Here is an 18,915-nt window from a genome sequence, read left to right as displayed (position 1 = left end):
GGGACCGTTTGGGGGGCGGACCGTCCTTAGCGGTCGCGGTCTTCGGTCACGGGCTTGGCCACCGTGCCCCGATCCGACGTCGACAGGGTGTTGTCGCGGGTGACCGCGTCATCTGCCGGACCGATGAACGAGCCTTCGGGCCACATGACCGGCAGGCTTGGCTCTGTCAGGAATGCCTGAGCAGGTGAGGCACCCACCAGACCTGCGCTCAAAAGAACAAATGCGAATCGCGACATAACTTTTCTCCCCTAAATGATCTGATAGGGGGTCTTAGCCGCGCGACGCCTGCCGCCTCTCGTCGCTTTCGAAATTGCGCCGCATTGTTCGGAATCGCACAGGATTTTCGAGAATCGAGCGCCCGCGCGCTAGGTCGCATCAGCCAGCGCCTCAATCGCCGCGGCAAAGGCCTCTGGCGCTTCTTGCGGCAGGTTGTGGCCGACGCCTTGCAGGATATGCCGCGCATAGGCCCCGGTGAACATTTCGCGGCAGGGGTCGTCCTCTGTCGGCGGATCGACCCCGTCATCGCCACCGAGCAGCACGACACTGGGCACGGTGATCTTGGGCTGTTTTGCCAAGCGCGCCTCGATCTCGTCATAGGCCGGATCGCCCGGCACATCGCCCAAACGGTGCCGATAGGAATGCAGCACGATATCGACGAAATCGGGATTGTCGAATGAGGGCGCGGTCGCCTCCCATGTCTTGGCCCCAAACTCCCAGCTCGGCGACCAGATCGACCAGATATGGTGGCAAAGCTCTGCGCGGTTGCGGATCAACGCCTCCTGCCCGCGCCGGGTCTGGAAATAATAGATATACCAATAGCGCGCCTCTTCCTCGGCCGGGGCCGGCTGCCAGGCGTTGGCGATGTCCTGAATGTTATAGCCTTGGCCACAGCTGACCAATCCGCGCACCCGCTCGGGCCAGAGAGCGGCGACGATACAGGCCGCCCGCCCGCCCCAGTCATAACCGCCAAGCAAGGCCCGCTCGATCCCCAGCGCATCCATGAAGGCCAGCAAATCCGCACCGATCGCCGCCTGCTGACCGGACCGCATCCGGTCGGGTGACAGAAACCGCGTCGGACCATAGCCGCGCAGATAGGGCACAAAGCAGCGATAGCCGCGATCGGCGAGCGTCTCGGCCACTTCGTCATAGGCCCGCACATCATAGGGAAACCCGTGCAAGAGAATGACGGGATCGCCGGTTTCTGGCCCAATCTCATGGTAATGGATGTCGAGACATCCTGCTTCAATGGACTTCATCGGCTTATCCCTCGCGCACTCGTGACTCTGGTTCACTCAGGCCCTCTATATCAGGCGAGGACCGCCGCGTCATTCTCGAGCCTATCACGCCGGTAATCCCGAGGGCTCTGACCGGTCAGGGCGCGAAACGCTTTGTTGAACGGGGCAAGCGAGGCAAAGCCGCAATCATAGGCAATCTCGAGGATCGTCTTGTCGAGGTTTTCAGGCGCCAGCAGCGCCGCCTTGGCTGCATTGATCCGATAGCCGTTCACGAAGGCGGGGAAGTTGCGATACCCCAGATCGCGGTTGATCGCCTTGCGCAAGCGATGTTCCGGCACGCCGAGCTCTTCTGCCATGCCGCCAATGGTCAGCCCTTCGCGCCGCCACAGCTCGCCCTCCATGGCGGTCCGCACCCGTGTGACCAGCATGGCATCCGCCGCCACCACGTCGGCGGCAGGCACCGGGTCGCGCGGAGCGTCCTCTGCCCAAAGATCATGACCGGGTTCGAGCGCCCGCCCGGCAAAGACCATCATCATCACGAAGAGAAACGCCACATGGCCCGTGTCCATCCAAGGCGGCGGCAGCCCCGGCAGGTGCAGGATCTCGATCATCCGCCAGCCGATGGCATAGACGAGGATGAGACTGGCAAAGATCACCCGAAACCCGCGCCGACCTTCGACCAGATCGCCGCGCCCGCTGTGCATCAACACGGCAATCAGCCCGGCATAGAGCAGCAGCATGGGAAGCGCCTGCACATACCACGGCCCCAGATCGAACAGACAGGCCAGCGCCACGATCCCCGCGAGCCCAAAGGCCGGACCGGCAATTGCTTGGCGCTCGGGCCGGTCGAGAAACACGTCGAGGACGAACCATGTGAGAACCAGCGGCAGGAGAGCGGTGACCATCTCGGTGGCTTGGCGTGCAGGCTCCGGCCAGTCGCCGCTGATCGCCGGGGCCAGCGCCAAATGCGCGGCAAGGCTGAGCGCGAGCGCCCCCAATGACCAGGATTTTCGGCGCGTGGCCGGGTTTGCCCAGACAAGATAGAATTTCATCAAGGGAATGCTGATCACTGCCCCCCGCAGCATCAGATCCAGTTCCGCTGGCACAGCCCGCTCCTTTGTCCACCCGCGATCAGTATAGCCCGAATCCCCCTCCACTCTCGTCAATTTTTGGAAATCGAGTGCTATTCAAGGAATCGAGCAGTCCGCCAAGCGCCGCCCCCACTTGCGAAAAATTTGACCGCTGCCGCTTTTGCCCGCAGACTGGAGAGGTAAAGTGGGAGGTGTGTATGGACCCGGTTGTGTTCACTCTCGAGATGGGCGTCGTCATGGCGGCGCTTGCGTTCACGGTGTTTCTCTTCGTGACGGAAATCATTCGCGTCGATCTCGCGGCGATCCTTGTTCTCGTTATCATCGGCATCCTGAGTTACGTGCCCGGTCTCGGCAATCTGGCCGATGTGAACCGGCTCTTTGACGGGTTTGCCTCAAACGCGGTGATTTCGATCATCGCGGTGATGATCGTGGGGGCCGGGCTCGACAAGACCGGCATCATGAACAAGGTCGCGGCGCAGATCCTCAAGCGCGGCGGCAATTCCGAGACCCGGGTCATGCCCATCGTGTCGGGCACGGTGGGCTTTATCTCCTCCTTCCTGCAAAACGTAGGCGCGGCGGCGCTTTTCCTGCCGGTGGTCAGCCGTATTTCGGCGCGCACAGGCATCCCGCTGTCGCGTCTTTTGATGCCGATGGGCTTTTGCGCGATCCTCGGCGGCACGATGACGATGGTTGGCTCGTCGCCGCTCATCCTGCTCAACGATCTGATCGACACCGCCAACAAGGGCCTGCCTGCGGATCAGCAGATGGCGCCTTTCGGCCTCTTTTCGGTCACCCCGATCGGCGCGGCGCTGATCCTGACCGGCATTGCCTATTTCTTCTTTCTCGGTCGCTACGTCCTGCCCGGCTCGGGTGCGAAACCGGACGCCGGGGCCGGGCATGGCACGTCGGATTATCTGGAACGGGTCTATGGGCTCAGGGCGCAGGTGTTCGAGGTCGATGTTCCCGAATTCAGCCCCCTGGTGGGAGAGATCCTGGCGGATATAAACCTCAGGAACAATCTCTACATCATCTCAACATTCTATCGCGGCAAGGTTTCGATGGTGCAGATCCTTACCGCCGAAATTGCCGCCCCCTGCCGTCTCGCCATCATCGGCAAGGAAACCGTGGTCCGCGATTTCGCCATACGTTACGGATTAACCATCCGGCCCGAATTGGATGTCTTTGCAGAGGAGTTTGCGCCCACCAATGCCGGCATCGCCGAGCTGGTGATCCCGCCTGATAGTAAGCTCATCGGCAAATCCCCTCGAGACCTCCTGCTGCGCAAGACCTATGGGCTGTCGCTGCTCGGGATCCACCGCGGCGAAGATACGCTCAGCCATGTGGAATATGGCGACCACAAACCGACGGCCATCGGGCTCGTGCCGTTTCAGGCGGGCGACATGCTCGTGGCGCACACCCGCTGGGACAATCTGATGCGGCTCAAACGGGATCGCGATTTCGTCGTGGTCACCGCCGATTTCCCCCAAGATGAACTGCGCCCGCACAAGGTCGGCTGGGCGCTGACCTTCTTCCTGATTTCGCTGGCGATGATCCTGTTCACCGATGTGCGCCTGTCGCTCTGCCTGCTCACCGGCGCGGTGGGTATGATCCTGAGCCGTGTCCTGTCCATCGACGAGGCCTATCGTGCGGTGGGTTGGAACACGGTTTTCCTCTTGGCGAGCTTGATCCCGTTGGGTCAGGCGGTGCAGAACACCGGCACCGCCGAATGGATCGCCCAGCAGATTCTCGTGGCGCTCGACGGCTGGCCCATCTGGTCGCTGCAATTGGGCGTGGCCATCCTTGCCACCGCATTTTCACTGGTTATGTCGAATGTCGGCGCGACGGTTCTGCTGGTGCCGCTTGCGGTGTCGATTGCCGTGGCTTCGGGCGCCAACCCGGCGGTCTTTGCGCTCACCGTGGCGATATCGACATCGAACAGCTTTATCATCCCGACCCATCAGGTGAACGCGCTGATCATGGGGCCTGCAGGCTATAAGGTCACCGACTTCATCCGCTCGGGCGGGATCATGACGCTGCTGTTCCTCGTCGTGTCGATGGTCATGCTCAATATCGTCTTCTGAGTTTGACCGCCCCGCCCCCAACCGGTAACAAAACCTAACCAGATTTTGCCAGAAGGGTCCGACCATGCCGGTGATCACCAATATTGACGATCTCAAACGCATCTATCGCCGGCGCGTGCCCAAGATGTTTTATGATTACGCCGAAAGCGGCAGCTGGACGGAGCAGACCTTTCGCGCCAACACAACCGATTTCTCTGAGCTTCTGCTGCGGCAGCGGATCGCGGTCGACATGGGCAACCGCACGACCCGGACCCAGATGATCGGACAGGACGTCTCTATGCCGGTGGCGCTGGCGCCGGTGGGGGTCACAGGCATGCAATGCGCCGATGGCGAGATCAAGGCCGCCCGCGCGGCGGAGGCTTTCGGTGTGCCCTTCACCCTCTCGACAATGTCGATCTGTTCGATCGAGGATGTGGCGGAACATACGGAGAAGTCATTCTGGTTTCAGGTCTACACGCTCAAGGACGACGATTTCATGCAGCGTCTGTTCGACCGGGCCAAGGCCGCGCAATGTTCGGCCGCGATGATCACCGTCGATCTGCAGGTGCTGGGGCAACGCCACAAGGACATCAAGAACGGCCTCTCCGCGCCGCCGAAGCTCACGCCCAAGACTGTCGCCAACATGATGACCAAGGTGCATTGGGGGCTCGGGATGCTCGGCACCAAGCGGCGCTTTTTCGGCAATATCGTGGGCCATGCCAAGGGGGTCACCGATCCCTCGTCGCTGAGTTCCTGGACCGCCGAGGCCTTTGACGTTTCGCTTGATTGGGACCGCATTCGCACCTTCCGCAAGATGTGGGACGGGCCGCTGATCATCAAGGGGATCATCGACGAGCGCGACGCGCTCGAGGCGCTGAACGTGGGTGCCGATGCGATCATCGTCTCGAACCATGGTGGGCGGCAACTTGACGGCGCGCTGAGCGCCATTCGCGCCCTGCCCCGGATCATGGATGCGGTGGGCGACCGGATCGAGGTTCATCTCGACAGCGGCATCCGCTCGGGTCAGGACGTGCTCAAGGCCGTCGCCATGGGGGCCAAGGGCACCTATATCGGGCGGGCCTTTGTCTATGGGCTGGGCGCGATGGGCGAGGCGGGTGTGACCCGCGCGCTTGAGGTCATCCACAAAGAGCTCGATGTGTCGATGGCCTTTTGCGGTCACCGGGACATCAAGACCGTGGATCGCGACATCCTGATGATCCCGCGCGATTTCTCGGACAAGTGGCTCTGACCCGAGACCAAGTTCAGACCGCGATCCGCATCCCGTCCCGCCCCAGGCTAAGCCGTCCCTGCCAGGTTTCGCGCACGGCCGCCTCCCAGAGGGCGGGGGTCAGGGACGGGTCGGCTCCCGGCACGAAATGGGTCAACGCCAGATGATCAACCCCGGCGAGGCTGGCAATGCGTCCGGCCTCCTGCGCGGTGGTATGGCTTTGCATCAAATGCCGTTTGAGCCGCCCATCGGTCAGGTTCAGCCCGGCGCAGAGCGCATCAACCCCCGCCTCGAGCAATGCCTCATGCACCAGCAGATCAGCCCCTTGCGCGAAGGCGATCAGCGGCTCAAAAGAGGCCGTGTCACCCGAGAGCACCGCGCGCTTGCCCATCGCTTCGAACCGCAAGGCATAGCTCTCAATAATCGGAGGGTGATGATTGCGCAGCGCGTCGATGCACAGCCCGCCATCGTCAAATAGCCTGCCTTCCGACATCTCTTCGATCTGCGCCAAACCCGCGAGATCACAGCGCCCCTCGTCTTCGATCCGCAGATCGATGTCAAAGCTCATGGAGGTGAGGAACCCCTTCCAATAGGCCCCAAGGCCCCGTGGCCCGATCACTCGCACCGGCCGGGTCAGCCCGCCAACCCAAGCCGTGTGCAGAAACGGCCCCAGTTCGAGGTAATGGTCGCTGTGCAGATGGGTGATGAGAATCGTATCGACTTCGCGCGGATGAACGCCCTGATCGCAGAGGCCGCGCGTCACCCCGAGCCCCGCATCGACCAGTATCACCCGCTCGCCAATCCGCAACAGGTTCGAGGCCGGCATGTTCGAGCCGGGCGCAATCGCAGGCCCGCCCTTTACCCCCAAGAGCGCCACATCAAACATCCGAATCATCTCCCCTCGCCCCGGCCTTGCCGCACGCCGCACCGCTCGTGTCGACGCCTCATTCCGGCTCAAGCGCGATGATCGCAGATCAATTTGCCCCCGCAAGGCGGAATATCCCTTTTCAAAAGGGGTAAATTGGACTATCGGCACGGCTTCACGCGGGACTACAGCCTTGGAGGAGTCCCGCCCTATGTAGATGGAGAATACACATGGCTGGATCAATTCCTGATCTTCACGCCCAGGAACGCACGGGGACGGGCAAGGGCGCCGCTCGTGCAGCACGCCGCGAAGGCATGGTTCCGGGTATCGTTTTCGGTGGCGACGCAGAACCCCTGCCGATCAACATCCCGTTCAACGAGCTGTTCAAGCGCCTCAAGGCCGGTCGCTTCAAGTCGACCCTGTTCAACCTCAAGGTTGAAGGCCAAGAAGACGTCCGCGTGATCTGCCGCGACGTGCAGCGCGACGTGGTCAAAGACCTGCCGACGCACCTCGACCTGATGCGCCTGCGCCGCACCACCAAGATCAACCTCTTCATTCCGCTGGACTTCACCAACGAAGAAGAGTGCCCCGCGATCAAAAAAGGCGGTGTGCTGACCACGGTGCGGAACGAGATCGAACTTATCGTGACCGCCGGCGACATCCCCGACGCGATCGAAGTCGACCTGACCAAGATCGAGAACATCGGCGACACCATCACCATCTCGATGATCGACCTGCCGAAAGGCGCCAAGCCGACCATCGAACGTGACTTCGTGATCTGCAACGTTTCGGCTCCGTCGAGCCTGAAATCGCAGGAAGACGAAGAGGATGATGCAGAAGAAAGCACAGAAGCCACCGAAGTGGCTGAAGACGCGGCAGAAGGCGGCGAAGAATAAGCCCCACCCGCGCTTCCCTCATTGGGACAGTGAGAACGCGGCGCCCCTCGGGCGCCGCGTTTGCGTTTGGGCCGGGGCACTCGATCAAGGATTGCGCCAAGACTGTGCGGCGAGGATCGGCATTGGGTGAAATTGGGTGAATATGGTGACCCCGGCAGGATTCGAACCTGCAACCTGCCCCTTAGGAGGGGGCTGCTCTATCCAGTTGAGCCACGGGGCCGTTGTCCCGATCCATAGCCGGGCGTGGCGAGAATGTCACCGGGCGATTGACCACTATCGCGGCTCTCTGTGACGCTTGATCCACAGCCACCGTTCGCGATAACATTTTCCAAGCATTTCCAGAAAGGTGACTGCCTTGGCCCGATCAGACAACCGCCCGCTTACCCTGCGCGATGTATCCGAGGCCTCTGGCGTCTCCGAGATGACGGTAAGCCGGGTGCTGCGCAATCGCGGCGACGTCTCTGCCGCCACCCGCGAACGGGTGCTGGAGAAGGCCAAGGAGCTTGGCTATGTGCCCAACAAGATTGCCGGCGCACTGGCCAGCCAGCGGGTCAATCTTGTCGCGGTGATCATCCCGTCGATGTCGAACATGGTCTTTCCCGAGGTGATGACCGGGATCAGCCAGGCGCTCGACGACACGCCTTTGCAGCCCGTCGTCGGACTGACGGATTACAGCCGCGAAAAAGAGGAAAAGGTTCTCTACGAGATGCTCTCCTGGCGGCCGTCGGGCGTGATCATCGCCGGGCTCGAACATTCCGAGGCCTCGCAGGCCATGCTCAAGGCATCGGGCATCCCGGTGGTCGAGATCATGGATGTGGATGGCACGCCGGTGGATTCGGTGGTGGGCATTTCGCATCGCCGCGCCGGGCAGAAGATGGCCGAGGCGATCCTCAAGGGCGGCTATCAGAATATCGGCTTTCTCGGCACCAAGATGCCGCGCGACCATCGGGCCAGAAAGCGGTTCGAGGGCTTTACCGAGGCGCTCGCCAAGAAAGGCGTCGAGATCATGGATCGCGAATTTTATTCCGGCGGCTCCGCCCTCGCCAAGGGGCGCGAGATGACCCAGGCCATGCTCGCACGCGAGCCGGAACTGGACTTCCTCTATTATTCCAACGATCTGATCGGCGCGGGCGGGCTTCTCTACCTGCTCGAGCAGGGCGTCGACATTCCGGGGCGGATGGGGCTTGCCGGGTTCAACGGGGTGAGCCTGCTCAAGGGGCTTCCGCGTGAATTGGCGACCATGGACGCCTGCCGCAAAGAAATCGGCATCAAGGCCGCCGAGATCATCGCGCGGCGCGTCGAAAACCCGGACCGGACCGAGCCCGAGCGCATCGTTCTGGAACCGACGATCAGCTATGGCGATACGCTGCGCCGTCCGTGACGGCGCGCGTCAGGTAAAGGCGATCTCGACCCCGAGGCTTTCCAGCACCGCCCAATAGTTCGGAAAGGTCTTGGACACGCAATCCGGGTCTTCGATGGTAATGCCATGGATGCGCAGCCCGGCCAGGGCAAAGCACATGGCAATGCGGTGGTCTGCATAGCTGTCGATCCGCGCGGGCTGCGTCTGCCCCGAAAGGGCGGGGTCGGCATGAACGATCAGATCGTCCCCCTCTACCGTCGCCAAATCGGCGCGAATGCGGGTTAGCCCATCGCGCAGCGCCTCGACCCGGTCGCATTCCTTCACGCGCAGATTGGCAATCCCGGTGAACCGCACCGGGCGCGTGTTGAACGCGGCCAGAACCGCCAGTGTCGGGATCGCGTCCTGCATTTGGGACCCCTCTATCTCAGCCGGCATATCGGGAAAGGCCGCGATCAGGGCGTGGGCCGCTGCATCTGGCTGGTTCATCGACGCGGGCTCGGCCCCGGTGTCGATCTCGCCCCCGGTCAGCACCTCAGCCGCCCAAAGATAGGTCGCCGCGCTGGCGTCCGGCTCAATAGCGTAATCGGCCGCGCGATAGCCGCCCGGCTGGATGACAATCCGGTTCTCGGCCGGAAAGCTCACCTCGGCGCCAAAGGCGCGCATCACGGCGGCGGTGATTTGCAAATAGCCCACAGCGCCGATCTTGCCGCCCTCGATATGAATGCGGGTCTCGTCCTTGGCCATGGCCGCAAGGATCATGATGGCCGAGATATATTGGCTCGACAGCGCGCCGCTGACCGTGACATCGCCGGTGCGAAACGCGCCCGTGCCCATGATCTCGACCGGGGGGCAGCCGGTGGGTGCCTTGGCCGCCACCCCGAGGCTCACCAGCGTGTCGATCAGGGGCGCAATCGGGCGATTCTGCATATGTTCGTCGCCGGTGATCGTCACCGGCCCGTCGACAAGCGCCACCGCCGCGGTGAGAAACCGCACCGCCGTGCCCGCATTTCCGAGGAAGAGCGGCGCGTCGGGCTGGCGCAAACCGCCCTGCCCGGTGATCCGCAACGAGGTTTCGCTCAGCTCCTCGATCTCCACCCCCATTTGCCGCAGCGCGGTCATCATGTGGCGCGTGTCGTCGCTGCGCAAAAGCCCGGTGAGCGTGCTCGTGCCCTGCGCCAGCGCCGCCACCAGAAGCGCCCGGTTGGTAACTGACTTCGACCCCGGCAAAGTCACCGCCCCGGTGAGCGGTTCGGCAGGCGGGGTGAGTGTGGCTGTGTCACGTGTCATGGCGGTGATCTCTTGGGCATATCTGAGGCAGGGTCCTGCGCCTGTCTGGCACGATCCCCGCGCCGGGGCAATCTCTGGCCGGTTTCACCCTTGATATCCGCACGCCCTTGTAATCAGTCGGTGATCGCTCTCTAATTCCCTATGCTGTGAACGGTCCCTTGGTGAGGAGTGGTGGAGATGCGGCTCAAGGCGATAGCTTGGTGTTGCGGCGCGGTGCTGACGCTCATTGGCTGTACCGTTGATCAAAGCCCCGGTCAGCTCTATCAGGCCGGCAAGCCGCTTGGCTTTGCGGCCTACAAGGCGGGTGCGACGCCTGAGACGATCAAGCGCGACGATCTCAACTGCACGATCGAGGCCACGCAACGGGTGCCGCAAAACACCCAGATCCGCACCACCCCGACCTATGCCGTCCCTGGACGCAGCTATTGCCGTCAGGTCGGCGGGCAAACGCGATGCAGCATCACCCCGCCCGTGATCTATGGCGGCAACACCTATTCCTACGATGCGAATGCGGGCCTGCGACGAGCCGCCAAGAACCAGTGTATGGCCGATCTGGGCTACCGCCCCGCTCAGATCCCGCCCTGCGCAGAGGGGATCACGCCCCAGCACCTCAAATCTCCGGGCAAGGGCTTTCCCCGCCTGACACGCGAAACCTGCTTTATCGCGTCAGAGAGCCAGTATTTCATTGGCGAGCCCTGACATAGGGGCTGGCGACAAATTGCAGGACATTGCAGTTCCCGCGCATTGCCTCTGAGTGGTTTGCTTGGCGATCCCGGAAGGACTCGAACCCTCAACCTGCTGATTAGAAGTCAGCTGCTCTATCCAGTTGAGCTACGGGACCGCTTGGGCGCAGCAATAGCCGGGGATGCGGCGGAGATCAAAGTCAAATCAGCGTTTCGCGCATGGCTTTCAGAGATTGCGGCCTTGGGGCGACGGTCGTACTGTCATGGTCATGAAATATGTTGCGTATGATCGCCTGCTTCATCCCGCGCGCGCGTCGGGAGGGTGGGCGCGGTTCTGTATCGGCCTGTTGGTCTTTGTTGTGCTCGGCCTTGTCCTCAACACCTCGCTTGCGGTGGGAATGGCCGATGGGCTCTCGCGGTTGGGGCTGTTGCCACGCGGCGTGAACGAGCTCGCCGAGGGCCGGTCGCCTTTGACGCTGATCCTGCTTCTGTTCACCTTTCTGGGCTATATCTTCGCGCTGATGGCCGTGCTTTGGCTGTTTCACCGGCGCAGCAGCCTGTTGGGTCTGATCGGTTCGCTGCCGGTCGCGCTGCGGCAGGGCGGGCGGGTCTTTTTCTACTCTGCCCTGCTCTTTGCCCTCGTGTCCCTTGTGCCGAGTGACCCGGACTATCCCCTTCAGCCCAACATCCCCCTCGGCAGCTGGCTTGTGCTGCTCACGCCGCTCTTGATCGGGCTTTTTGTGCAGGTCTCCGCAGAAGAGCTTGTGTTTCGGGGCTATTTCCAGAGCCAACTTGCGGCCCGCGGGGCGCCTGCGGTGGTCTGGCTGATCCTGCCCTCGATCTGTTTCGGTTTTCTCCACCATCAACCGGACCTCATGGGGCCGAACGCCTGGCTGATCACCGCATGGTCGGCGCTTTTCGGGTTGGCCGCGGCGGATCTGACCGCGCGGGCCGGGACATTGGGCCCGGCCATCGCCATGCATCTGATCAACAATCTCTATGCCATCGGCATCGTCTCGCAGGCTGACTATCTCGATGGGGCGGCGCTCTTTGTCGTGGCGCGGCCTCTGGACGATCCAACACTCATCTGGGACTGGGTTCCGCAAGAAATCCTCATTACATTCTGTTTGTGGCTGGTTGCGCGGCTGGCTTTGCGCAGATGAACGCTACGTCACAGCAAGAATTGCAATTCGCCTCCACGGGTCTTATGTGCGGGGCAATGAAAACGTCAGGGACCGAGCTTTCATGAACTGGATCACGAACTATGTGCGGCCGCGCATCAATTCGATTTTCTCGCGCCGTGAGATGCCGGAGAACCTCTGGTCCAAATGCGACAGCTGCGGGACCATGCTGTTCCACCGTGAACTGAAGGACAATCTTCAGGTTTGCACGAGCTGCGGCCACCATATGAACATCACCCCGCGCGAGCGCTTTGAGGGTCTGTTCGACGGTGGCGTCTTTGCCGAGATCGCCGTGCCGAGCCCGACGGTCGACCCGCTGCAGTTCCGCGACCAGAAACGCTATCCCGACCGGATGAAAGCGGCGCAGAAATCCACTGGCGAGAAAGAAGCGATTCTCGTGGCGGCGGGTGAAATCGGGCGCACCCCGATTGTTGCCGCAGCCCAGGATTTTACCTTCATGGCTGGGTCGATGGGCATGTATGTGGGCAATGCGATCATTGCCGCCGCCCAAGAAGCGGTGAAACTCAAACGCCCGCTTATCCTGTTTTCCGCAGCCGGTGGCGCGCGCATGCAAGAGGGCATCCTGAGCCTGATGCAGATGCCGCGCACCACGGTCGCGGTTCAGATGCTCAAAGAGGCGGGCCTGCCCTATATCGTCGTTCTGACCCATCCGACGACCGGTGGGGTCACCGCCTCTTATGCGATGCTGGGCGATGTGCAGATTGCCGAGCCTAATGCGCTCATCTGCTTTGCCGGGCCGCGTGTGATTGCACAGACGATCCGCGAAGAGCTGCCCGAAGGCTTCCAGCGGGCCGAATATCTGCTCGATCACGGCATGCTTGACCGGGTGACACCGCGCACCGAGCTGCGCGACGAGCTGATCACCATCACCCGGATGCTGCTTGGCCAACCGCCTGCGGTGGCGGGGGATCTGCCCGCGCCCTCCCCGGACGAGGCGGCTGCCAAGCCCACCACGGCCAAGGACAAACCCGCCAAGGAAGAGGCGGCCAAGCCCGCCGAGCCCAAGAAGAAATGAGCGCGGCCACATCCGATGTCATCCTCGAACGGATGATGTCCCTGCACCCCAAGATCATCGATCTGACGCTCGACCGTGTCTGGCGGCTTCTTGAGGCGCTGGGCAATCCGCAGGACGATCTGCCGCCGGTGATCCATATCGCCGGCACCAATGGCAAGGGCTCGACCCAGGCGATGATCCGGGCCGGGCTCGAGGCGGCGGGCAAGCGTGTTCATGCCTATACCTCGCCGCATCTGGCGCGGTTTCACGAACGTATCCGGCTCGCGGGACACCTCATTTCCGAGGCGGATCTGACCGCAGTGCTCGATGAATGCTATGCCGCCAATGGTGGTGAGAGCATCACCTATTTCGAGATCACAACCTGCGCCGCGATCCTCGCCATGGCACGGACCCCGGCGGATTTCACCCTGCTCGAGGTGGGGCTTGGCGGGCGGCTCGACGCGACCAATGTGATCGCCAAGCCTGCCCTGACCGTGATCACCCCGGTGTCGATCGACCATGAGCAGTTTCTCGGCAATACTCTGGCCAAGATCGCCGGGGAAAAGGCCGGGATCATCAAGCGGGGCGTGCCCTGTGTCGTCGGGCCGCAGCCCGAAGAAGCGCTGGCCGTGATCGAACAGGTGGCCGCCCGCAACGGCGCGCCGCTGCTTGCCCAAGGCCAGCACTGGCATGTGAGCGAAGAGCGCGAGCGCCTTGTGTTCCAAGATGATAACGGGCTGGCCGATCTGCCGCTTCCGAACCTTCCGGGCGCGCATCAGCTCGACAATGCCGGGGCGGCGCTGGCGGCGCTGCGCCATCTTGGCTTCGATGCTGCGGCACAGGAGGCGGCGGTCAGCCAGGCGCAATGGCCCGCGCGGATGCAGCGGCTGAGCGAAGGCCCCCTGCCCGCTTTGGTGCCCGAGGCCGAGCTCTGGCTCGACGGTGGGCATAATGCGGCGGCGGGCGAGGCGCTCGGGCGGCACCTGTCGCGGCTGCCGGAGCGGCCCACCTATCTCATTTGCGGGATGCTCAACACCAAGGATGTGACCGGTTATCTGCGCCCTCTGGGGCAGGTGTCCGAGCATCTCTATGCCGTGTCCATCCCCGGCGAGGCCAACACGCTCTCGGCTGAGGCCACGGCAGTGGCGGCGCAATCGGTGGCGCTTGGCGCGACGGTGGCGGCATCGGTGCAGGACGCGTTGGCGCAGATTGCGGACAAGGCACCCGAGGCGCGCATCCTCATTTGCGGCTCGCTCTATCTCGCGGGGCACGTCCTGCGCGAGAACGCTTAATCCGAAACGCGCGAATCGGTTTCTATTGACCGATTCGCGGTGATTCGCCTATATGTTGTTCAGCAGTCACAGTGCCTCCCGCAGATTTGGGTCGTGGCACAAGGACATTGGGGGACATCGGGGCCGTGACCAGGGTCTCATCTCGACACAGGCAAAGCCCACTCCTCGCCGCTGGCAGCAGCTGGCGGGCGGTGCGATTTTCCCGTGCGTCCGCCCTGCCGGAGGCCTGGACGTGAAGCGCCCCGTGCTTCTTGCGCTTGGGCTTTCGGCTGGTCTTCTCCTTGTTTTTATGCGCCCCCAGACGCCCGATCCACGGCAACCCGAACAGCTTGACTCGGCCATTTCGGTCACACGACTGACCACGGATGAGTTTGCAGCGCGCCCGGCCCGAACCCGGGCCGAGGCCCCGGTGCTCGATCAATCGGCGGTCGATCCGGATGCGGTGGGGTTTGGGCTACTCGATCATTTCTCGGCCGAGACCCGGCGCGAGAATACGGAATACGGCACCGGCTACGCTGCGCTGGACGCGGCCAAGACCGCCGCCCGTGATCGGAAAGAAATATATATAGATCAGTTGATTAGAGAGGCGTCCCAGCGGGGCGCGCGGGATCCGGCACAGAGCGGCGAGTTTGAAACGCTTTGGGTCGAGGCCGGGATCAACGAGTTCGGACAGGACACTTACATCGTGGCCGCGGGCGACACATTGGCATCGATTGCATATCGGTTCTATGGCGTCACCGAGGCCCAGCACGACATTTTCCACGCCAATAAGGAAAGGCTCGCGGCCCCCGACAGGTTACATGTCGGGCAGCGGCTGATCCTTCCGGCGACACTGCAGGCAAGCGAGTAGAGCAGCTGGAGATAACCCGCCAAGTTCCATGGCAGGTGTGACTGAGGGGCCGGTTCAACGGCCCCCTTTCATTTCAAGGGGTTAGTCTTGATCCGCGAAGGGATCTTCGGGGTATTCCACCCCCGCCAGATAGAGCCCGTGGGGGGGCGAGACGGGGCCGCAGGCGGCGCGGTTGCGGGCGTCGAGGGCGGCTTTGACGTCGTCGGGTGACCAGCGGCCGGCGCCGACGCGTTCGAGCGTCCCGACAAAGCTGCGCACCTGATTGTGCAGGAAGGAGCGGGCGCGGAGAAAAAACCTTACTTCCCAGCCAGATACGCCCTCATGCTCGGTGATTGTCAGCTCGTCCAGCGTCTTGACCGGGCTTGCCGCCTGACAGATCGACGAGCGGAAGGTGGTGAAATCATGCCGCCCAACGAGATGTCGGCAGGCCGTCTGCATTGCGTCGGTATCCAGTCGGTGCGGAATTTGCCACACGAGACCCGCGTCATGGGTCGCCGGGGCGCGACGTGTCAGCAGCCGAAACAGGTAGCGCCGCTCCAGCGCCGAGAAGCGCGCGTGCCAATCCTCGGCCACCGGCGCACAGGCGGTGATCGCCACCGGCGCGGGCTTGAGATGGTAGTTCAGCGCCTCGGAGAGGCGGAACGGGTCCCAGTCACGGCGCAGATCGCAATGGGCGACCTGACCGAGCGCATGGACGCCCGCGTCGGTGCGTCCGGCGGCGGCAATGGTATGCGCGCCCGGTTCGAGCGCCGACAGCGCGGCCTCGATCGCCCCCTGAACCGAGGGCTGATCCTTCTGGCGCTGCCAACCGGCAAAGGGCGCGCCGTGATATTCAACTTTCAACGCATATCTGGGCATGGGCGGCGCTTAGCCCAATTTTGCCGGTGCGCCAAGCGTTTCACGGGGGAATTGCCCCCGATCCACCCCCTAGATCAGCGGGGGCGGGCGCACTATCTTGACGGGACAGGGGGGTACACCCCGCAGAACATGCACAAAGGGGCAGGCGGTTTGGTCATATCCACGCTGGCAGACACAGTGACGCGCGGGGTCGAGAATGTCGGCGACACGCTGTCCGAGACGTTTTTCGAGCCGGTGATCCGGCTCGGCGTCACCGGGCTCAGCCGGGCGGGCAAGACCGTGTTCATCACCTCGCTGGTGGCCAATCTTCTTGACCGGGGGCGGATGCCGGGGCTGTTGGCGGCCTCGGAGGGGCGGATTTCGGCGGCCTTCCTGCAGCCACAGCCCGACGACACCGTGCCGCGCTTTGATTATGAGAGCCATCTTGCCGCGCTCACCGGGCCAGAGCCGACTTGGCCGAGCGGCACGCGAGCGATCTCCGAGCTGCGGCTGTCGCTGCGGGTGCGGCCTTCGGGTCTCTTGGCGGGGCTGACCGGGCCGCGCACCGTGCATCTCGACATCGTGGATTATCCCGGCGAATGGCTGCTTGATCTGGCGCTGCTCGACAAGAGCTATGGCGAATGGTCCGAGAGCGTGCTGTCGGCGCTTGCCACGCGCGAGGATGGGGCGGGATACCTGGCCCAGGCCCGCGCGGCGGAGGCCAATGCGTCCTGGGACGAGCCGCAGATCAAGGCGCTGGCCGAAAGCTATACCGAGACGCTGCATGCGGGGCGCGCGCTTGGCCTGTCGGGGCTCAGCCCGGGGCGGTTCTTGCTGCCCGGTGACATGGCCGGGTCGCCCGCGCTCACCTTTGCGCCGCTGCCGCCCGAAGAGCGGCCCGCGCGGCGCGGCCTCTGGCGCGAGATGGAGCGGCGCTACCTCGCCTATAAGCGCGGCATCGTCACGCCGTTTTTCCGGGATCATTTTTCGCGGATCGACCGGCAAATCGTGCTGGTCGATGCGCTCGAGGCGATCCATGCCGGGCCGCGTGCGATGGCCGATCTTCAGACCACGATGACCGAGGTGCTGCAGGCGTTTCGGCCCGGGGCGAATTCCTTTTTGTCGCGGCTCCTGATGGGGCGGCGGGTCGAGAAAATCCTCTTTGCCGCCACCAAGGCGGACCATCTGCATCACAGCCAGCACGGGCGGCTCACCGCGATCATCGAAGAGCTGACCCGCAAGGCGCGGTCGCGGGCGGATTTCGCCGGGGTCGAGACCGCCGGGATGGCGATTGCCGCATTGCGCGCCACGGTGGAGGAACGCCGCGAGCATGGCGGTGAGACGCTCGATTGTGTGCGTGGGACGCTGCTTGGCACCGGCAAGCAGGCGGCGTTTTACCCCGGAGAGCTGCCCGAGAGCCCGCAGCGCCTGTTGAGCGCGGCGCAATCGGGGGCCGAGCATTGGCTCGATGCCGATTACGAGATCATGAAATTCGCGCCGGCGCCGCTGCATCTCAAGCCCGGTGAAGGGCCGCCGCATATCCGGCTCGACCGGGCGGCGCAATTCCTGCTGGGGGATCGACTGTGAGTGAGAGACCGACACCGGAGGGCAAGCCCCGCAAAGGCCCGATCCTCTTTGAGCTGGGCGATGAGGCGGGACCGGGGGCGCGCCCCGATGAGGCCCCCGCCGTGCCCGACCCCGAGGCGCCGCTGCCCGAGGGGCGGGCGATGCAGACCGTGGCGACCCTGGCCGCACGCAAGCCGTCGCGGCTTGGCCGCTGGTTCTGGGGGCTTTTGGGCACGTTGCTGGGGGTGATCCTGTCGGTGGCGGCGTGGGATTTCGTCACCTCGCTGCTCGATCGGATGCCGCTTTTGGGGATGGCGGTCACGGCGCTATTGCTGGCGTTTCTCGTTGTTTTGCTGGCGATTGCGCTGCGCGAGCTGGCGGGGTTTGCGCGGCTCCGGCGGATGGACCGGTTGCACCATATGGCCGAGACGGCGCTGGTCGATCAGGACCTTGGCGCGGCGCGGCAGGTGGTGGCGCGGCTCGATACGCTCTATGCGGCGCGGGAGGATCTGCGCTGGTCTCGGGCGCGGCTCAGCGAGCGGCAGGGCGATCAGTTCGATGCGGCGGATTTGCTCGGGCTGGCCGAGGCCGAGCTCATGGCGCCGCTTGATGCGGCGGCGCGGGCCGAGATCGAGGCGGCGGCGCGGCAGGTGGCGACGGTGACGGCGATTGTGCCGCTGGCGCTGGCCGATGTGGTGGCGGCGCTCACCGCCAATATCCGGATGATCCGGCGGATTGCCGAGGTCTATGGCGGGCGGGCCGGGACGCTCGGCAGTTGGCGTCTGACCCGGGCGGTGATGACCCATCTGGTGGCCACCGGGGCGGTGGCGATTGGCGATGATCTCATCAGTTCGGTGGCGGGCGGCGGCGTGTTGTCCAAGCTCTCGCGGCGGTTTGGCGAGGGCGTGGTGAACGGGGCGCTGACGGCGCGCGTGGGCGTGGCGGCGATGGAAGTGTGCCGCCCCCTGCCCTTCACACGGCTCAAGCGGCCATCGGTGACGGGGCTGGTGAAACGGGCGCTGACCGGGCTGTTTGGCGGGTCTTAAGTATCTGAATGTTCTTTCAAAACATGCAGCGGCACGATGTCGAGTGCGCGCGCATGGGTGGCCGAAAGACGGACCTGCGGGGCGCAGCCTTCGTCATGGGCCTGCAGGAAGCGGGCAGCGCAGAGGCACCATTGATCGCCCGGTTTGAGACCGGCGAAACCGTATTCCGGGCGCGGCGTGCTCAGGTCATTGCCGACATATTTGGAATAGGCCAGAAACTCGGCCGTCATCAGGGCGCAGACCGTGTGGCTGCCCTGATCCTGGGTGCAGGTGTTGCAATGGCCGTCGCGGAAAAAGCCGGTGACGGGATCGCCCGTGGAACAGGCGGTCAGGGGGGACCCGAGTACGTTGACGGGTGGGTCTTTCTCGATCATGGCGCGCGCCTCCTTGGGGCAGTCTAGGCGATGGCGGCGCTGCCGCAAG

General features: G+C 63.7%; 18 protein-coding genes and 2 tRNA genes. 11 read left to right on the top strand and 9 right to left on the bottom strand.

Annotation, left to right across the window (positions count from 1 at the left end; all coding sequences use genetic code 11):
- Positions 1-26: 26 nt before the first annotated feature.
- The 3 genes from ISM_RS18260 to ISM_RS17725 form a co-directional block, all read right to left on the bottom strand.
- Positions 27-236: a hypothetical protein gene (locus ISM_RS18260; protein ID WP_156783352.1), complete on the bottom strand. Its 210-nt coding sequence runs from the start codon at positions 234-236 to the stop codon at positions 27-29.
- Positions 237-365: 129 nt separating this feature from the next.
- Positions 366-1,256 carry an alpha/beta hydrolase gene (locus ISM_RS08565; RefSeq protein WP_009813741.1) on the bottom strand — a complete coding sequence of 297 codons (891 nt, stop codon included), beginning with the start codon at positions 1,254-1,256 and terminating at the stop codon, positions 366-368.
- 50 nt (positions 1,257-1,306) lie between these two features.
- Positions 1,307-2,341, bottom strand: coding sequence for an AraC family transcriptional regulator (locus ISM_RS17725; protein WP_156783351.1), 1,035 nt, complete (start codon positions 2,339-2,341; stop codon positions 1,307-1,309).
- Between the two features lie 182 nt (positions 2,342-2,523).
- On the opposite strand from ISM_RS17725, the gene ISM_RS08555 reads away from it, so the two are divergent.
- Positions 2,524-4,407: an SLC13 family permease gene (locus tag ISM_RS08555; RefSeq protein ID WP_009813739.1), complete on the top strand. Its 1,884-nt coding sequence runs from the start codon at positions 2,524-2,526 to the stop codon at positions 4,405-4,407.
- Positions 4,408-4,471: 64 nt separating this feature from the next.
- On the top strand, positions 4,472-5,635 hold the full coding sequence (locus ISM_RS08550) for an alpha-hydroxy acid oxidase (RefSeq protein ID WP_009813738.1): 1,164 nt from the start codon (positions 4,472-4,474) through the stop codon (positions 5,633-5,635).
- 13 nt (positions 5,636-5,648) lie between these two features.
- Here ISM_RS08550 and ISM_RS08545 read toward each other — a convergent pair whose 3' ends face one another.
- A complete protein-coding gene (locus ISM_RS08545) occupies positions 5,649-6,509 on the bottom strand; it encodes an MBL fold metallo-hydrolase (protein WP_254655671.1) in 861 nt (286 codons plus the stop codon).
- A gap of 200 nt (positions 6,510-6,709) precedes the next feature.
- Between ISM_RS08545 and ISM_RS08540 the strand changes: the two genes are divergently transcribed.
- Complete coding sequence (locus ISM_RS08540; protein ID WP_040617971.1) at positions 6,710-7,375, top strand: 50S ribosomal protein L25/general stress protein Ctc; 666 nt, start codon at positions 6,710-6,712, stop codon at positions 7,373-7,375.
- A 143-nt stretch (positions 7,376-7,518) separates the two neighbouring features.
- Here ISM_RS08540 and ISM_RS08535 read toward each other — a convergent pair.
- Positions 7,519-7,595: transfer RNA gene (locus ISM_RS08535), tRNA-Arg, on the bottom strand.
- 135 nt (positions 7,596-7,730) lie between these two features.
- Between ISM_RS08535 and ISM_RS08530 the strand changes: the two genes are divergently transcribed.
- Complete coding sequence (locus tag ISM_RS08530; RefSeq protein WP_009813735.1) at positions 7,731-8,756, top strand: LacI family DNA-binding transcriptional regulator; 1,026 nt, start codon at positions 7,731-7,733, stop codon at positions 8,754-8,756.
- 9 nt (positions 8,757-8,765) lie between these two features.
- Here ISM_RS08530 and aroA read toward each other — a convergent pair whose 3' ends face one another.
- Positions 8,766-10,022, bottom strand: coding sequence for a 3-phosphoshikimate 1-carboxyvinyltransferase (gene aroA, locus ISM_RS08525; protein WP_040617970.1), 1,257 nt, complete (start codon positions 10,020-10,022; stop codon positions 8,766-8,768).
- A 177-nt stretch (positions 10,023-10,199) separates the two neighbouring features.
- Between aroA and ISM_RS08520 the strand changes: the two genes are divergently transcribed.
- On the top strand, positions 10,200-10,721 hold the full coding sequence (locus ISM_RS08520) for a hypothetical protein (protein ID WP_009813733.1): 522 nt from the start codon (positions 10,200-10,202) through the stop codon (positions 10,719-10,721).
- 65 nt (positions 10,722-10,786) lie between these two features.
- Here the strand turns inward: ISM_RS08520 and ISM_RS08515 are convergent.
- Positions 10,787-10,863 (bottom strand) — tRNA-Arg (locus tag ISM_RS08515).
- A 111-nt stretch (positions 10,864-10,974) separates the two neighbouring features.
- Between ISM_RS08515 and ISM_RS08510 the strand changes: the two genes are divergently transcribed.
- From ISM_RS08510 to ISM_RS08495, 4 genes are all read left to right on the top strand, one after another.
- Positions 10,975-11,868, top strand: coding sequence for a CPBP family intramembrane glutamic endopeptidase (locus tag ISM_RS08510; protein WP_198011657.1), 894 nt, complete (start codon positions 10,975-10,977; stop codon positions 11,866-11,868).
- 82 nt (positions 11,869-11,950) lie between these two features.
- Complete coding sequence (gene accD, locus ISM_RS08505) at positions 11,951-12,922, top strand: acetyl-CoA carboxylase, carboxyltransferase subunit beta (protein WP_009813731.1); 972 nt, start codon at positions 11,951-11,953, stop codon at positions 12,920-12,922.
- Positions 12,919-14,193 carry a bifunctional folylpolyglutamate synthase/dihydrofolate synthase gene (locus ISM_RS08500; protein WP_009813730.1) on the top strand — a complete coding sequence of 425 codons (1,275 nt, stop codon included), beginning with the start codon at positions 12,919-12,921 and terminating at the stop codon, positions 14,191-14,193. The genes accD and ISM_RS08500 overlap by 4 nt, the downstream gene beginning before the upstream one ends.
- A gap of 289 nt (positions 14,194-14,482) precedes the next feature.
- Entirely contained in the window at positions 14,483-15,043 is a 561-nt protein-coding gene (locus tag ISM_RS08495) for a LysM peptidoglycan-binding domain-containing protein (RefSeq protein ID WP_217622869.1), read from the top strand.
- Positions 15,044-15,124: 81 nt separating this feature from the next.
- On the opposite strand, the gene truA is transcribed toward ISM_RS08495, so the two are convergent.
- Entirely contained in the window at positions 15,125-15,901 is a 777-nt protein-coding gene (truA, locus tag ISM_RS08490; protein WP_009813728.1) for a tRNA pseudouridine(38-40) synthase TruA, read from the bottom strand.
- 150 nt (positions 15,902-16,051) lie between these two features.
- Between truA and ISM_RS08485 the strand changes: the two genes are divergently transcribed.
- Together ISM_RS08485 and ISM_RS08480 are read left to right on the top strand one after the other, a co-directional pair.
- On the top strand, positions 16,052-17,467 hold the full coding sequence (locus ISM_RS08485) for a YcjX family GTP-binding protein (protein ID WP_040618403.1): 1,416 nt from the start codon (positions 16,052-16,054) through the stop codon (positions 17,465-17,467).
- The gene (locus ISM_RS08480; RefSeq protein WP_009813726.1) at positions 17,464-18,492 is read left to right on the top strand and encodes a YcjF family protein; all 1,029 of its coding nucleotides are present in this window, start codon (positions 17,464-17,466) and stop codon (positions 18,490-18,492) included. Before ISM_RS08485 ends, ISM_RS08480 begins: the two co-directional genes overlap by 4 nt.
- Here ISM_RS08480 and ISM_RS08475 read toward each other — a convergent pair.
- Positions 18,489-18,866 carry a DUF2237 family protein gene (locus ISM_RS08475; protein ID WP_009813725.1) on the bottom strand — a complete coding sequence of 126 codons (378 nt, stop codon included), beginning with the start codon at positions 18,864-18,866 and terminating at the stop codon, positions 18,489-18,491. The genes ISM_RS08480 and ISM_RS08475 overlap by 4 nt on opposite strands.
- Positions 18,867-18,915 lie beyond the last annotated feature (49 nt).

Source organism: Roseovarius nubinhibens ISM (assembly GCF_000152625.1).
GTDB classification, from domain to species: Bacteria; Pseudomonadota; Alphaproteobacteria; order Rhodobacterales; family Rhodobacteraceae; genus Roseovarius; species Roseovarius nubinhibens.
Note: the sequence above shows the minus strand (reverse complement) of the source record. Positions and strands in the feature narration are given on the sequence as shown.